Source organism: Leuconostoc citreum, assembly GCF_007954785.1.
Classification (GTDB): domain Bacteria; phylum Bacillota; class Bacilli; order Lactobacillales; family Lactobacillaceae; genus Leuconostoc; species Leuconostoc citreum.
The window spans coordinates 797,755-814,187 of record NZ_CP042410.1; the positions used below are offsets into that span (position 1 = coordinate 797,755).

12 protein-coding genes are annotated in these 16,433 nt (G+C 38.2%); all 12 read right to left on the bottom strand.

Annotated features, from left to right (window positions below):
* Positions 1-8: 8 nt before the first annotated feature.
* On the bottom strand, positions 9-3,041 hold the full coding sequence (locus tag FGL72_RS04020) for a beta-galactosidase (protein WP_146992769.1): 3,033 nt from the start codon (positions 3,039-3,041) through the stop codon (positions 9-11).
* Between the two features lie 9 nt (positions 3,042-3,050).
* Positions 3,051-4,457 (bottom strand): glycoside-pentoside-hexuronide (GPH):cation symporter, encoded by a 1,407-nt coding sequence (locus FGL72_RS04025; RefSeq protein WP_012305145.1) that lies wholly within the window; start codon positions 4,455-4,457, stop codon positions 3,051-3,053.
* 97 nt (positions 4,458-4,554) lie between these two features.
* Positions 4,555-6,030 (bottom strand): UDP-glucose--hexose-1-phosphate uridylyltransferase, encoded by a 1,476-nt coding sequence (locus FGL72_RS04030; RefSeq protein ID WP_085699072.1) that lies wholly within the window; start codon positions 6,028-6,030, stop codon positions 4,555-4,557.
* Positions 6,027-7,211: a galactokinase gene (locus FGL72_RS04035; RefSeq protein ID WP_146992771.1), complete on the bottom strand. Its 1,185-nt coding sequence runs from the start codon at positions 7,209-7,211 to the stop codon at positions 6,027-6,029. Before FGL72_RS04035 ends, FGL72_RS04030 begins: the two co-directional genes overlap by 4 nt.
* 146 nt (positions 7,212-7,357) lie before the next feature.
* Entirely contained in the window at positions 7,358-9,208 is a 1,851-nt protein-coding gene (locus tag FGL72_RS04040) for a glycerophosphoryl diester phosphodiesterase membrane domain-containing protein (RefSeq protein WP_085699068.1), read from the bottom strand.
* A gap of 64 nt (positions 9,209-9,272) precedes the next feature.
* On the bottom strand, positions 9,273-9,680 hold the full coding sequence (locus FGL72_RS04045) for a DUF1093 domain-containing protein (RefSeq protein WP_146992773.1): 408 nt from the start codon (positions 9,678-9,680) through the stop codon (positions 9,273-9,275).
* Positions 9,681-9,704: 24 nt separating this feature from the next.
* Positions 9,705-10,646, bottom strand: a complete 942-nt coding sequence (locus FGL72_RS04050; RefSeq protein WP_241652881.1) for a YdcF family protein — start codon at positions 10,644-10,646, stop codon at positions 9,705-9,707.
* Between the two features lie 306 nt (positions 10,647-10,952).
* Positions 10,953-12,197 (bottom strand): ArgE/DapE family deacylase, encoded by a 1,245-nt coding sequence (locus FGL72_RS04055; RefSeq protein WP_085699062.1) that lies wholly within the window; start codon positions 12,195-12,197, stop codon positions 10,953-10,955.
* A gap of 100 nt (positions 12,198-12,297) precedes the next feature.
* The gene (locus FGL72_RS04060) at positions 12,298-13,629 is read right to left on the bottom strand and encodes a dihydrolipoyl dehydrogenase family protein (RefSeq protein ID WP_085699060.1); all 1,332 of its coding nucleotides are present in this window, start codon (positions 13,627-13,629) and stop codon (positions 12,298-12,300) included.
* Between the two features lie 169 nt (positions 13,630-13,798).
* Positions 13,799-14,365, bottom strand: coding sequence for a hypothetical protein (locus FGL72_RS04065; RefSeq protein ID WP_223246003.1), 567 nt, complete (start codon positions 14,363-14,365; stop codon positions 13,799-13,801).
* A gap of 10 nt (positions 14,366-14,375) precedes the next feature.
* A complete protein-coding gene (locus FGL72_RS04070; RefSeq protein ID WP_004903814.1) occupies positions 14,376-15,236 on the bottom strand; it encodes a YceG family protein in 861 nt (286 codons plus the stop codon).
* On the bottom strand, positions 15,217-16,341 hold the full coding sequence (locus FGL72_RS04075) for a toxic anion resistance protein (protein WP_048801745.1): 1,125 nt from the start codon (positions 16,339-16,341) through the stop codon (positions 15,217-15,219). Before FGL72_RS04075 ends, FGL72_RS04070 begins: the two co-directional genes overlap by 20 nt.
* Positions 16,342-16,433: the final 92 nt, after the last annotated feature.

A 16,433-nucleotide genomic window follows, 5' to 3' on the forward strand; every position in this document is an offset into this window, starting at 1 on the left:
CTTCCTTTCTAATTTACCGTCCACATGAGTTCATAATGATAAAATGGTGCTGTCAATAAGTATTCTGACGCAACACTAGGCGACCAAGAATCATCCCCACCGACACCCATATGCTGGCCATCTAAATTTAACCAAACACCTGCATCAGCAACTAACGCTGTACGATGTTTGGCTTGTATCAAAGCTTTTTCGCTATAGCGACTCGCACCGATTTGTAAGGGGGTTTGGGGTGCCAAAATATGATGACTGCCCCAATGCAATGAACTAACTGCCATACGCAAGCCATTCTCACTCGGAAAAATATAGGGCGTCGTTAATTCGTCAAGTGTTTGTGTCCAATAGCCCATGCGTGCGCCGCTGTGTCTATCAGGATAGTTTTCAAGGGGTCCCCGACCAACGTAACTTAAGCCATCAAATATACCTACTTGAACCTGCAATCCGACACGTGCCGGTGGTAAACTATTGATATTTCTTGACACATCAACTGTTAAATACATGCCGTCCGCGTTGAAGCGGTAAGTCTTACGTGAGGATAGAACTTGCTCATGACCAGCTAAAAAGTGGTGTATCGTTTGTACTTCAATAAATGCCCCGACTTTCGCGATTGCAAAGTCGTCTAATTGTGCTGACAAATTAAACCAACCGGCATCATGCCAACGCGCTTCCCAAGCGTTAGGATCTGGATTTGCCACCTCACTCACGCCAATATCATTATCAATTGGTGCGCGTGTAAAATGATCTTGTAAGGGGGTAATAAATTGTTGCTCGCCATCTTTTAACCACTGAGTTAACCAACCCGTATCTGTGTCAAAGTACCATTTATTATGTCTACTTGTAATCATCACAGCGTGTGAAGTCTCAACAACCATTGGCCTATCAGTCACTGGTAAGGATACAAATTGTGTCTTGCGCTGTAAAACAAATTGTTCTTCAGCTAATAAATGACCAGCTGGCAAATCAATTGTCGCCACATTTTGTGTGACCTTAATATTTAAAAAAACATCTTGTTGACCAATTTTGGGTAAACAAACGACAATGTCTTTTTTTGTCTCTGGTGGCAACTTCAGCGTCAACGATTCTTCTTTCATGGGCTTACCATCTACAACAATAGTATACGTTAATGTCGCATCAGTCGTTTTAAATAGGTACTCACTACGTACACTTAGCTGACCATTCAGCCACCTAAATTGCAGATATTGTTGCTGATAGGCAACCTCTTGCAGCGCTGGTTTTGCCGTTCGATCTGGAAACAGTAACCCATCCAAACTGAACTGGCGATCGTTAGGTGAATCCCCAAAGTCGCCACCATAAGCATAATCTCCATCTTTCGCTAATCCTTGATCGACCCAATCCCATATAAACCCACCTTGCAATCGCTCAAATTGTCGAAAGGCTTGCCAATACCTATCAAAACCCCCTAAACTATTTCCCATATCATGGGCATATTCACATAGAATTAACGGCCGTTGTTCACCTGGTTTGCTTATCCAGCGTTTTAACGACCATTTGGTGTTAACTGGAAAACATTGGTCTTCGGATACACGAGCGTACATTGGCGCGATAATATCTGTCACTATTGTATCCGCTCCACCGCCCTCGTATTGTACTGGCCGAGTCGTATCTGTTTGTTTTAACCACTGATATAGTGCATCGTGATTATGACCATAGCCAGATTCATTTCCTAATGACCACAAAATAATGGCCGGAAAATTGCGATCACGCAACACCATACGTGTCAATCGGGCAAGCATTTGTGGTAGATAATTGACGTCGTCAGTCAGTAAGTTCATCGGTATCATACCATGTGTTTCAATATTCGCCTCATCAACCAAAAGTATTCCGTATTCATTTGCCAATTCATACCAACGCTGCTGATTGGGATAATGTGATAGGCGGACTGCATTAAAATGGTTCTGTTTTAATAACGCGATATCCCGCCGCATGGTGGTTTCATCAATAGCGTAACCTTTTTCTGGGTGAAATTCATGTTTGTTAACACCCCGAATGAGTAATGGCTTGCCGTTTAAAGTTAATAGGCCATTTACAATAGCAACCTTGCGGATACCAACTTGAACGTGCTCAATATGTGTTACTACTTTATTTTTATCAGAAACTGTTAACACTAATTCATATAAGTGAGGTAGTTCATCAGACCATAAATAGGGTTTGTCAACAATCAAATCCAATTGCAACGCATTCGGATTAGCGCCGCGTTCATCGATTGCTTCTGTACCAGGACTGTTGATTTGTGTTGCAACCAACGTATTTTGCCAATATAAAGCGGCTTGAATGAATACATCGGCGGTACTCTTTGTCTGAACACTGACAATGGCTTGATCGAAATCGGCATCTAATGTTGTTGTGACACAATAGTCTAACAAATGCTGTTCGGGCAGATGTCTCAAGGTGACATCACGAAAAATACCAGACAAACGCCACATATCTTGATCTTCTAAATAGGTGCCTTTACTCCAACGCAATACTAGCACGCAAAGACGATTTTCACCCAGCTGCACGGCTGAGGTGAGATCAAATTCTGCGGGTAATCGGCTGTCTTCAGAGTAGCCAATAAACTCACCATTAAGCCACAAATAAAACGCAGATCCCACCCCATCAAATGTCACATGGACGTAACCAGCTGATAACCAATCTTCTGGTAAATTAAATACTTTGCTATAAGCCCCAGTTGGATTTTGTTCGGGTACATCAGGTGGCTTCACTGGAATTGGATAAGTTACATTTGTATAAATAGGAACATCGTAGTCACCCTGTAACTGCCAATTAGCAGGAACAGTGATTTTGTCACCAGTAACTAGGTCTGTTTGTAACCATGTTTCGGGTACATGTTCTGGCTGGTCAAAATAACTCATTTGCCATTCACCATTTAAAACCGACTCATTATTACTTTTCTGCCCATACACTGGCTTTTCATTTTTATGCCAAAATTGCAATGGTGCATGCATTGATAAGCGATTAACGGCAATCACGCCGAGATTTTCCCAATCGCGGCGTGCTAAAATTTGCGCTAATGTTTGTGTCATATTGGCCTCCTATTTTGCTGTTAAGTTGGCTTTTAACTCTTCAACAATTTGATTATGCATTTTTTCGGTTAATTTGACACGCCAAGCAAAGATTACCGCAGCAAATAACATTAACGCACCAGGCAGCAAGAAGGCCAACATGTTAAAAGTATTAATGCCATGTGCACTGACACTGGCCGCCGTTGCATGCCCTGTCATACCGGCTGCAACAGTAATGAATCCAACAATACCGTTTGAAAATGCACCTGCAATTTTATCAAGCAAAGGTCGAATTGACAATGTCACAGCTTCATTACGTACACCATTTTTCAATTGACCATACTCTACGGCATCTGTAATTGTCATTAATGCTGATAAAAAGACTAGCTGGTATGGGAAATAGAACAAGATAGTCGCAATAATGACAATAATTGCACTTTTGGCACCAAAAATAAAGAGCATATACGCCACTAACTGCATGACAATACTACCAATATAAACCCAGCGACGCGTGATTGTCTTAGCCAACCAAGGAAACAATGGTACAGCAACAAATCCAGTAATTGTTCCAATTAAACCAACCATCCAAAATGAACCAGGTTGTCCCAATACAAACTTATAGAACAGATACAGCACACCAGTTGTAGCAACATAGGCTAACGCATAGGCAATATATGACAAAGCTAACCACATTAATTGATCATTTTTCAAAATAGCTTTGAAAACATCCGTTGTTTTAACTTTTGGTGCTTTTTGCCGGATAATAGATTCATTTTCTTTTGTCCCCCATGCTGTAATTGCAGCTGTTCCAAAAGATACTAAGGCAACAATCATGGCAAACCAGAACCAACCAGCAGCACCTTGCTCATGTCGACCTGTAGCCAAATAAGTAAAAAATGTCGTAATTGGGACAACCAGCATCGTGGTACCATTGGCACCTAAAGATGAGCCAAAACGGGCAACGGTTCCTAGCTTTTCACGTTCTGTCGTATCGGTAGTGATTGCTGGAATCATTGACCAATAAGCAATATCTTTGAATGAATAGAATGCATCCAAAATGATAAAAACAATCACAAATAGTACAATAAATAACGTCTGATTACGCTCAGCTAAACCACCAAAATTAGTGAAAATAGCCAATAACGCTAAGGATGACACCAAGCCACCAACAATAAGCCAAGGCTTGAATTTACCATACTTTGTTTCAGTATTATCAATGACATTACCAATCAATGGATCAAAGAAAATTTCAACTAATCGAATACCGACCACTAAGCTTGTAACAATACCAATTAAGGCAGATTCATTGGGTAACCCATCAAACATCGAGCTACTCACAAAAAGGATAAAGTAAGTACTCAGAGTGACATAATAACTATCGTGCCCGAAAGCACCCAACGCATAACTGATACGTTGCTTCCAATTTTTCGCTTGCATATTTCTTCTCCTTAAGTAAGCGCTTACATTTTATTTTAAAAAACAAAGGTTATCATTTTTACGTGATAACTATCGTAAAAATAGCTATATTTTTAACTTAACGCAGTGTATCGATGAATTGCTTGAAACCTGCCTGCCCATCAGGCGTACATTTGAACACACCTGCATCCGACAAAACACGAATAAAGATATCTGCGACAGATTGACGAACAATTATTTTAGCCTCTTGCAGCGACACATTACCGTGTTTTTCATGCAGTTGCTGTGCCCACACCGCATGTTTCGATACAATTGGTGTTTGTGAATCGACTAAATAATTTTGGACAGCCTGTAATTCATTTTTGAGACGTGGCGGTAAGATAGCCAACCCCATGACTTCTATCAAACCAATATTCTCTTGCTTAATATGCTGTACATCAGGATGGGGATGGAATATACCTTCTGGAAATTCGGCTGAAGTGTTATTATCTCGTAATACAAGATCTAATTCATAGTCATTACCCTTTTTACGGACAATTGGTGTCACGGTATGGTGCCTAGTGCCATCTGTACTGTAAGGTTCGATATGTCGACCAACATCTGCATAAAATTGCCAATGGGCCATAATTTGTTCAGCCGCATCTAATAGCTTTACTTGGTTAGAATCAACTAATCGAATAACTGACATCGGCCATTTTAAGATACCCGCATCTTTTAAGCCGCCCAACGGAAAATGAGAAGCCATTTTTGCTTTAGCCATTGGCATATCGTATCGACCACCTTGAAAATGATCGTGAGACAAAATCGAACCACCTACAATCGGCAGATCAGCATTTGAACCGACAAAATAATCTGGAAATTGGTCGACAAACGCTAACAAGCGTGACAAATTTAACCTATCAATTTTCATTGGTCGATGCACTGGTGCTAAAATAATGGCATGTTCGTTAAAGTAAGCGTACGGTGAATATTGAAATCCCCAGTTTTCACCCACTAATGGGACGCGAATAATCCGATGATTAGTGCGTGCGGGATACGTAGCAGTTCCGATAAACCCTTCATTTTGAAAAGATAATTGATTGACTGGGTAAGTTGTTATTGGCGCTTGAAGCGCAGCTGCAATATCTCGCGGATTTTTCTCTGGTTTGGACAAATTAATGGTGATATCAATTTGTCCAAAATCTGTATTCGCTTGATAAAAAATATTTTGCGCAATTTCACGGGTTTTAATATAATTCGTTCTTTTTGAGAAATTATAAAAATCGTCCGTAGCGACACTTGGACTTTCTTTATATAAATGCCAAAAACGTTGATTAACGCGACTGGGTGTACTGGCAAAGAAATTCATTAACTGTGATGCAAGTTGGTCACGCTGCGCTGTAATGTCACGAATAGCTTGATTGGCTACAGCGATATTTAACAAAGCATCTAATAATTGCAATGTTGTGCCCTTTCGTGACTCAGTATCTTGGAAAGATGTTTCCCCAACCAATGCCAATACACGATTAACTAAATATTGTGTGTCGAGTGGTTCATATTCTGAATGCATAATAATTTGCTGTACAAAGCCACTCACAACAGCTGCAGTTGTCATTTTTTTACCTCACCAATCCAGTGGGCCCCTGGTCCAATATCAGCAACATAAAATGATGGCGCATAACCAATCGTTTCTTCATAAATCTGACCTACTTTTGTCTTGAGGTCATCGACAGCCTGACGATTAACTAAGGCGATAGCGCAACCACCAAAACCGGCACCTGTCATACGTGCTCCCAAAACACCCGGTATTTTTTGTGCTGTTTCTGCTAAAGTGTCTAGCTCTATTCCAGTCACCTCGTAATCATTTTTTAAAGAGTCATGTGATGCATTCAACAACTCGCCAAATTTGACTAAATCATTAGCTCGCAGTGACTCTACCGCTAATTGCGTACGTTCATTTTCTGTCACAGCATGACGCGTACGTCGTAAAATTGTGTCATTCTTAATTAAATGTGCATTCGCTTCAAACGTACCACTAGTCAATTGGCCTAACGATTGTATTGGCAGCGATTGCTGCAATTCATAAACCGCTTCTTGCGTCTCTTTGACACGTTCATTATATTTAGAATCGGCTAATTCACGGCGCTTATTTGTATTCATAATGACAATCACGTTGTCACCCAAATCTACCGGTACCATATCATAAATCATAGTATTTGTATCTAAATAAATTGCATGAGCTTTCTCACCAAAACCAATAGCAAATTGATCCATAATACCAGTGTTGACGCCGACAAAATCATTTTCTGCACGTTGACCAGAAGCAACTAACTGCAAGCGTGGTACTTTCAATCGATACAACTTTTGGGCAACAACGCCTATCAATAATTCTAGGGAGGCTGAGGATGAGAGGCCAGAGGCATTGGGAATATTACCTTCAATGACTAATTCAAAGCCTTGATTAAAAACGTTACCATAACCGCGTAAAGCCTGTAATACGCCTTTGACAAAGTTCCCCCATGATCCATGTGACAACTTTGTTTCATCGTTGACATCAAATGTAATGACACCTTGGTCAGGAAAGTTTAATGAATATAATTTCACCAGCATGTCATCACGAAGACGTGCAACACCGTAAGTACCAATTGTAATTGCTACTGGAAACACATGACCACCATTGTAATCTGTATGTTCACCAATTAAATTGATACGACCAGGCGAAAAGAATTGATCAGTTGGTCTCTCTTTGAATTGGTCTATAAACACTTGTACTAGTTTTGCGTTCTTTTCCGGCATATCGTTCTCCTTTTGTAACCGCTTTCAACACTTTTATTATAATGTTTAGTAATCATTTAGTCAATGTTTACTAAATGGTTTTTGACATTAAAAAAAAAGACACATAAGTGTCTTTTGAGTAATTATTTATAAATGATGCTAACTGTCTACGGCGTCTCACTATTACCAGTATCCAGTACGCTTAATAGATCATTAGCATAGATAAAGAAGCGTTCGGCATAACCTTCTTTTGTGGCGTATTTTCCTGCTATTTTATTGAGATCTTCAAGATTATCAGTAATAATACCATCCACCCCCAAAATAACCATACGGTTCATGTCTTCGACCTCGTTGACTGTCCAAGCAAAAACTATTTTACCTTGCTTATGCGCCGTTGAAACATTCTTTTTAGTCAACGTTGTTTCTTCTAATGAATAAGCATCAGACACTGTGTTTGGAAAACTTAAACTGAAAGGTAAAATATAACTACTAAATAAATCATCATGGTTCTTTCGTAATTGCGTAACGACTTTATAATCAAATGACTGCACAAGAAATTTATTTTTTCTAAGTCTTGGCCCATATTTGGTTGCAAAATTGTTAACCATGTCTTTTGAATCACGTTTCGTAGTTTTGATTTCAATTAATAATCTTTGGTGAGTCTTTTCTGCTGCAGCTAAATAATCATCAAAGCTATTAATTTTAGCTGTATAGCCATTTTCTCTAATGGTTGTTTGTTTTAGTTCATCAAGCGTCAAATCGTGTGGCGCTTTATAAATACGTGCTAATAAAGCAAGATTTTCATCATGCAAAACAACAAACTGATTGTCCTTTGTCTCACGTACATCGATTTCAACGTAATCTGGTTTTTCTTTTTTAACCGTTTTTTCGAGTGCTGGTATTGTGTTTTGAACCCCATTTCGATTAGTAACACCGCGATGTGAAATAGTTACAATATTGTTTGCTGCTGTACTAGTCATATAGACATAACTATCATACACACCTTTTATAATGAAAACCAAAAAGAATATCGTAAATATAATTTGCAATAATGACCTTTTTTTCAGCGTGGTCGATGGCATTGCCGGTTGTTTAAACTCATGTTTCGTATAACTGGTTAACATATTAAAAAAAGTAACAAAATTAAGCGTATTGAAAAAAATAATCATGAATTGAAACAGCAAGACACTTAAAATTGCCGTCAATAAAGCAATTCTATTATGATGAATACTATCAATATATATCTGTATAAAATACAAGATGTATAACAGGCCTACAGCAAGCAGTGCAATTAGTATGACCAAAAGTACACTGCGCCAAATGAGCTGCCATAAGTTTTTTTGTGTTAAAAGCCAACTTTTTTTGATGATGACCGAAATTTTTTGTTTCTCAAAAAAAGTTAGCGGCAAGACCATCAGCATTCGTAGTGAAAAATAAAGGCAAATAATATAGATTGCTACGAGCAATGTTGATAAAATAGTATTACTTAAAATAAAATCTAATAAAAAATTTGGCAACTTAACTTTCGCAATAAATGGCGATTTGAAGAAAACACCACTAATGGGTAATATCAAAACAAAATAAAAAGCGTAAATTAAAAAATTAAAAACACTAATTTTCCCCAGGTCTTTCCCTGTTATTTTAATAATGTTAATCCAGTCCAGCCGGTGATACACTTTAATATACATCACACCTTGGATTAAAAAAGAAAAATGTAAGAATGTCCCAAAAAACAAAACAATTACCAGAAAGATTATTTCAATCGCGGCAAAGGGCTGGTAAATCAAAATCAGTAAAATATTAGTATAGGATAAAAAAGGAATATCATTAACATACAAAATAAAACGCATGACATAATTACATATGGGTAATATTAAATTTATAATCAAGCTATTAACTGCTAATACCAGGAAAAAATATGCGAACCAATCTCTAAAAAAAACGGCCAGAGCGTCTCTTAATAAGCGATGTTGTTTGTTATGACCCTTTTCTACTTCTGATGTTTTTCTACTTGTCATTTTAATGCCATTCTCACGTTTTGTGGTTTATCCTGTTGGGGAAAAATTAGTAATGGTCGTTTATCTAATTTGAGGGATTGTTTTTGGGTAGTTTTTCGAGCACTGTTTTTGGAATATCGGCAATTTTCACCTCGTTTGGCCCATTCACCACTCGTATATTTGAAATCTCTGCTTTGAGCAATTGATTGGCTTTGAAGGGTTTAATATTTTCGCCCGATAATTCAAATTCAATTTCCTTAGTGGTATCATCTTTTGTTACAAACTTAAAATGATACTGATAACTATATGAGCCCTCAATTACCTTGCCGCTATCATCTCGCGTTTGCGCCTTACTAGGAATCTTTTCAGGTGCTCTAGTGTAAGCTGTCACGGAAGCATAAGTATTATCATAATAATGACGAATTTGAATTGCTAACCCGAATACTAAAAATAGAGTTAAAATAACAGCAATGATGATGGTATTCTTTTTCATATATTCTCCTATCTCTGATTAGACTTATGATATAAAAATCAAACTATTGATGATAATAATTAATATAACAGCACAAAAATGAAATTTCTTGTGTTTAACTAAGATTGCAATGTATTCTCTAATTAATGCATTAGGTAAAAAGTATTTACTTGTTTTTGATCCAATGCCATCGATATTTAAGCCCACTAATCTTGCAAAGCCAGCCGCTCGGAATACATGATAATCATTCGTTGTAAAAATACCTTTTTGTAAATCAAGCCCATTATCGATGATGATTTGTTTAGAAAACAACATATTTTGGTATGTGTTTTTTGACTGATCGTCAACTAAAATGTCAGATTCAGGGACGCCATTTTTGATAGCATAAGCTTTCATGGCAACTGATTCGGGTAATTTTTCATCTGAACCTTGGCCACCAGACATGATAAGAATCATTTTCTTCTTTGATTTCGCCAACTGCTTTGCTTTAAACTTGGCGGCAACTAGTATTCTTGAACCTAATAACGGCGAAACGGTATCCCCATTAATTAAGCCGGATCCTAGTACAATTGCATATTCTTTATTGTACTTCGGCTTAACAATTTTCGTCAAAAAATATGACGCCAAGAATGCCAAAACCCAAAATACAAGATAATTCTGACATGAGTAGGACACATTTTCAATGAAAGTCACAATCTTGTTATTTGGTAGATAATGATTCAGTAAATTAAACAGGACTGGCATCATAATGAGTAATATGCCAATGACTAAGGTCAGTAAATTACCTAAAGAATGACTTTCACGCCGCCAAACAATTAACCCATTCCAAATAAATAAAAAAGCACTGAAGATAGTCAGCAAAACAACAGGTATCAATATCAGTGCCATTAGGATCAAATACAGATAAATAACCAACTGGTTATTTATCTGCAGCACAAAAATGGACAGCGTCAGGAAATAGCTCATCATAGTTGCAATAAGTGCCATACCACAAAGTAAACGATACCTGTTTCTTTTAATTAGAAACCACGTCACTGCTGTTAGTAAAATAGAAACAAATAAACATAATATAGTAAAAATATAGTAAAAATTTGTCATACTTCCCATAAATTAACGCCCCTCTTTTCTCAAACCATTGTATCATGAAAAAAATTCAACTCAAACACAATAACCTAGTATCGCACTTGTTACTCATTGCATGAAAATAAAAAAGAACACTGCTTTAAAACAGTATTCTTTAACGGTTAAAATCTAAAAAAATGTCATAACAAGTCACGACGTATTTAAAAATAACTAAGCTAAATATTGGGACACAATTTCTTCATAAACTTTAATAAATTTATGATACATGTCGGCATACACAAATTCATTAACTTGGTGCGCTGTCACATTACCCGGACCAAAAACCAGTACTGCCATATCAGGATTAACTTTGATAAACTGTGAGGCATCGGTTCCACCAGAAACGCCAATAAAAGGTAACTTTTGCTCTAATATTTTTTCACCGACATTTTTAGCGATCTGACTCAACCTACTTTCTGGTGAGGATGATACTGGCGCATGTTTAATTGTGACATCTAAGCGAAGCGTTGCTGACAATGTATCATTCAACTGATTAATAATTGTCTCAATGTTTCGGATAATCAGCTCTTGACTTACTTCTGGAATTGTACGTATAAAAACAGTCATTGTTGCATGACCAGGTACAGTATTGGGTTGCTCGCCACCACTAATCTCGGTAATAACTGGTGTTGTAGTACCTAAAAAGTCGTTAGCTATACTAGTGAGTGACTCGAAATATTTTTTTTGCTGTGATATGAATACCAGCAATGCCTCTACCGCATTAATGCCTAGCTCGGGCATTGAACTATGTGCAGCACGTCCTTCACTTGTCACTTGATATGATAAAGCACCCTTATGTGCAATTTCCAAAAAATGTTGTTCCTGCGTATTATTTTTGACTATCAACTCATCCAGATTTTCTTGCAAAACAATACCCGGTAAAGCTTCTGAACTGTGGTTTTTTGGTAAACCGACAAGCGGTAAACCACTCGGTTCACCAATCAATAAGGCATCAATATGGCTAGCTAAGCCTAATTCAACCATTTGTTTGGCACCGATTTCACCACTTTCTTCGCCGACTGTTGCGTAAAATTTGAAAGTACCGTTTAGTTTGGATTCCTGTTTCTTTAAATTAACCATAGCAATTGCGGCTGCCATTAATCCAGACTTCATATCAGTTATACCGCGACCAAATATTTTACCATCGATTTTCTCACCGCTCAGTGGATTATGCTGCCATTTATTCATGTCGCCCAGTGCTACTGTATCTTCGTGTCCATCAAAAGCTAATATTGGTCCATTCCCATTGCCAATTTCAGCAATTACACCTATCCTCCTGTCAGATAATTTAACAAGTTTATTCGTAATATTGTGCTGATTAAAGAGCGCTTCTAGGTATGCTGCAACATCAGCCTCATGATTACCGGCTGTGTTCATCCCGACAATGTCTTGTAACATCTGTTCTGCTTGATTCATTCTTTCACACTTTCTAGATCATTAAGTTCATCAATACACATCACTAATAACGCTTAAAAAAAGCACCTTGTCATTATCATGAGAGACGCCTCTTGATTTTTTATAATTGTCCCCATGCAGATGAGGCAATGGTTGGAAATAGATGTACCATACGTTCAATTTCACTGGGTCCAAATTTGAATTCAATAGCAGGTAATAAGGCATTAATGACATCATCTGCTTTATGTGATACTTCAGTCGCGCCAACAAGTTTGTGATTTTTATCAAAAATTAATACATTATCACCCATTTGTTCTTGATCAACTTGTCGATACCAATCATCTGGTATGTGGTTTGTTTCCAGCGTGTAACTTTCCGGATGAGCCTTTGCTTCCTCCACCGTAACACCAACTTGCGCTAAACGTGGTGAAGTGAAGACAACTGACGGAATAACCGGATAAACAATTGGTTCTGTTGTTTCGCCTGCAAATGTGTGCATCAAATACAATGATTCAAAAATAGCTGTGGGCGTTAGCTTAGGCTGAGACTTATCAATAACATCCCCAGAAGCATAGATATTAGGGACCGAAGTGCGCAAATAATCATCAACGACAATACCCTTTGCGTTGTATTTCACACCAACTTCTTCTAGGCCAATATTTTCAACGTTGGGGATACGCCCTGTCGCATCAAGTACCCAATCGGTCTCAATCGTTGCACTGCCAGTATTAACAGTATATTGCTGCCCATTTTCAATGATTTCTTCGACAGTTACGCCACGCATAAAGGTTACACCGCGCTGGGTTAAATCGTTAATGATTTCTTCTACAAACGGCTGATGATATGCTCGAAGCGCTTTATCGCCTCGCAACAAGACTGTCACTTTTGCACCCGCTGCATTTGCCATCGTTGCAAACTCCATGGCAATATAACCCGCACCAATCACTGTAACGTGCTGTGGTATCTGCTCTAAGTTTAAAAATTCTTCAGAATCATGAGCAAAATTTGTGCCCGGAATATCTAATCGATTTGAGCGTAGACCTGTTGATATCACAATTTTATCTGCTGTCTTGGCTTGCCCCTTGATCTTTACCGTGTGCTCATCGGCTAAGATGCCACGGCCAAAGATAATATCAATATTATTGTTATCTAATAAACCTTGAATGAAGGCTGGCAAACCATCAATTACGGCATGCTTGTGTGCCTGATTAGCTGGCCAATTAATTGTTGTCTCACCAGTGACAACCCCATGCACATTTTCCATATGTCTTTGTAACGCAACTGGGGAATCAAGAATAATTTTCGCATTGCAACCACGATTAGGGCATGTGCCACCTACTAAATCTTGCTCCACCACGGCTACTTTTTTGCCTTTGGCACCTAAGGGAATAGCCCCATCAAAGGTACCGTGCCCACTACCAATGTACAAAACGTCATAATCATATGTTGCCATTTAGTTTTCCTCCAAGTTCATTCCGGGTGTTACAGACGATATGTCTCCAACTAACCTGTTAGTTATATTATATCGAAAAACACTATATATTCCTATTTTGAACCATTTATCACAAATAAAAAAGAAACGATAGTCATCGTTTCTAAGCATAATTAGACCTATTATCAGGTTAGTATTCATGGCGTCGATAATTATTTCCTGAGCGCCGTAGCAATTTAACCACCACTACAATGATGATAATTAATAAGATTAAGATAAACCAGCCAGCAAAACCACCCGATTGTGTTTGCATGCGACCGTCTTGATCATAGTAAGTGTTATTGCCAAATCCAAACATAGTATGCCATAAGGAATTTCCCATATGACTGCCAATCGACCAACCAACACCCCAACCGATGCCACGCGTTAAACTACGCCCAAAGTCAGACATGATGCCACCTTGTCTGGGTTGCGAACGATAAGATTGATAGCGTGTTTGCCTATTATTGTCGCGATTGATACGATACTTTTTTTGTTGCACTCTGTCAGTGCCAGAACGTGGTGTCTCTGATTTGGGTGTTTGATAGCTCCTAAACGTTGACGAGGGGTTTGAACGTGATGTGGTACGTCCACCACCAGTTGTATGGCTCCCACCACTGAAACTGCGAGCCGAAGCATTCTCCGGTGCAAAAGCGACCAATGGTGCAATCAATAATATTAGCCATAATTTGGCCATGTGATGTGTAATACTTTTCAATTTCTTTCTCCTAATTACCAAACCACTTTTGTAGGAAGGATTTTTTCGGATCACCAGTTGCTGATGAGGTTGTTCTGACTTTATCGTAACTGAATTTATCATAGCTGTCTGTTGTCATATAATTTTCCAACGATGCAAAAGCATGTGGTGAATAAACAACAACATCCCAACCTAGCTGATGAAACATGTTAAAAGCCACAATATCTTCGAATGTTAATTCACCCAGGGACTCTTGATGCACCACAGCCAATAATGGGACTTCTTTTGGATAGTCAACTTCCAGACTCATTTCTAATAACTCTTTAGGTAGGTCTAGCAATACCGATAAAACAAACTGCTGATTTTCGATTGTTTGCGAGACGCTGAACGGCCAATCACTAAGCAGTGCAACAATTGCTTCGGCAATTTGGTTTTGCAATAACTTATTCAGTAATTGATAAGCCCAAGCATCAGATTGTTGTAACGCTTGTGCCGTAAAATTAGACATAATAGCATTAAAGTCTTCTGATGAAATTCGCCAGTCACTTGTGTTCATATGACGCGTAACTAATGCTTGTAACCCATTTGTATCACGAATACTGTCAAGGTGTTGCCAATATGGTTTTTCATTAGCTGGCAGCCCATCAACCTTAGCAAAAACGGTCGGGATAGTGATTAATTTATTAGCATCATCTTGTACAAAACCAGAACGAATAACTGCTGGCATACCAAGCAAAATATTTAATTCAGCTAATGTTGTTTCAATCCGCACAACATCCATTTGATAAGCCTTTGTGGCAAAATCTTCCTGCAATAAAGCACTGTTCTGTGATTCTTCAAGAAGTTCATCTTGCGCCTGACGTGCTAATGTTTTAATTGTTTTCTTGACCATTATTGTCTACCTTAACATCATTAACGGCTGCTTTAAAATCAGTCATTATTTTGTTCATCTGCTGACGTGATGCTTCACGCTTTTTAGCATTCGCCTGCTCAATCGTTTTAGTTTCTTGAACTGCATCTAATATTGTTGTGACAATACTTTGCATATCTTCAACAGAGACCGTTGGTTGACCACTTGACTCCAAAATAAATTTATTGTTGACGGCCAAACGTTCCGCATTTTTCTTCATCAAGTCTGCTGTTGCCTGTTTTTGTGCATTAAGTCCCTGTTGCGCATAATTGCCTTGCAACGCTGTAACAGCTTGAATAAGGCCTGTCTGTAAGGCCGGAATCGTGTTAATAAATGCCGAATGGTACTGTTGAATTAAATTCAGATTGTTATCTTGGGTTTGTTTGATTTGAGGGGCTGTAATGGTTGCCATCGTTTTAGCCTGCTCTAAATCAAATGCGCGTTTATCCAAAACTTCAGCTGCTTGTTGCAACTTTGGTAATGCAATTTGCGCATCTTCGTCACCACCTTGTGCGGACAACAGTGTATTTTGAATCGTGATAGCTTGTCGATTACGCAAAATATAAATTAACGCAATATATTGATCCAAATTTTTAGCATATGTTGTATTGGCCACAGCAAGTTGATCCATATCATCCACACGTTTTTGAATGGTGTTTTCATAGGATTTGAGCTCAACAAATAACGTTTTAACCTCACCACCAATTGACTGGTATTTTGCTACACGTGCTTTCAGTGTTGCTTCTGCCTTATGAAATAAAGCCCTCAGTCCACGCTCTTGATCTAACTTAAGTTCCTTAAACTCAATTTGTTTTGTTAATTTGACTAATGCGTCTAGAATTTTAGTTGAGCCAATAGTATCAGCAACAGTGAGTTTATCAAGTAGTTTACCAGCAATGGCTGACATTTCATCTGCTGGTTCTTTCCCTAAATCATATAAAGCGACCGTATTTGTCAAATCAATACTGTCAGCTATTTTAATCACTTCAGGATCAGACATCAACGCCTTTGCAGTAACAGATTGCGGTTCATATTGATTATTATGTGGTTCGATAGCCGGTGTATCAACTGAAAATAAGTTTGACATGCACTTGACATCCTTTGTTTGATTTTTAAATTTCTTTATTATACAACGGTTGAGATATAAAACTCAATCAATTTGGCTACTTTATCTTAGGC

Excerpts from the sequence above, each read along its gene's own strand:
- FGL72_RS04020 (WP_146992769.1), bottom strand. The coding sequence starts at position 3,041 with ATGACACAAACATTAGCGCAAATTTTAGCACGCCGCGATTGGGAAAAT.
- FGL72_RS04025 (WP_012305145.1), bottom strand. The coding sequence starts at position 4,457 with ATGCAAGCGAAAAATTGGAAGCAACGTATCAGTTATGCGTTGGGTGCT.
- FGL72_RS04030 (WP_085699072.1), bottom strand. The coding sequence starts at position 6,030 with ATGACAACTGCAGCTGTTGTGAGTGGCTTTGTACAGCAAATTATTATG.
- FGL72_RS04035 (WP_146992771.1), bottom strand. The coding sequence starts at position 7,211 with ATGCCGGAAAAGAACGCAAAACTAGTACAAGTGTTTATAGACCAATTC.
- FGL72_RS04040 (WP_085699068.1), bottom strand. The coding sequence starts at position 9,208 with ATGACAAGTAGAAAAACATCAGAAGTAGAAAAGGGTCATAACAAACAA.
- FGL72_RS04045 (WP_146992773.1), bottom strand. The coding sequence starts at position 9,680 with ATGAAAAAGAATACCATCATCATTGCTGTTATTTTAACTCTATTTTTA.
- FGL72_RS04050 (WP_241652881.1), bottom strand. The coding sequence starts at position 10,646 with ATGGCACTTATTGCAACTATGATGAGCTATTTCCTGACGCTGTCCATT.
- FGL72_RS04055 (WP_085699062.1), bottom strand. The coding sequence starts at position 12,197 with ATGAATCAAGCAGAACAGATGTTACAAGACATTGTCGGGATGAACACA.
- FGL72_RS04060 (WP_085699060.1), bottom strand. The coding sequence starts at position 13,629 with ATGGCAACATATGATTATGACGTTTTGTACATTGGTAGTGGGCACGGT.
- FGL72_RS04070 (WP_004903814.1), bottom strand. The coding sequence starts at position 15,236 with ATGGTCAAGAAAACAATTAAAACATTAGCACGTCAGGCGCAAGATGAA.
- FGL72_RS04075 (WP_048801745.1), bottom strand. The coding sequence starts at position 16,341 with ATGTCAAACTTATTTTCAGTTGATACACCGGCTATCGAACCACATAAT.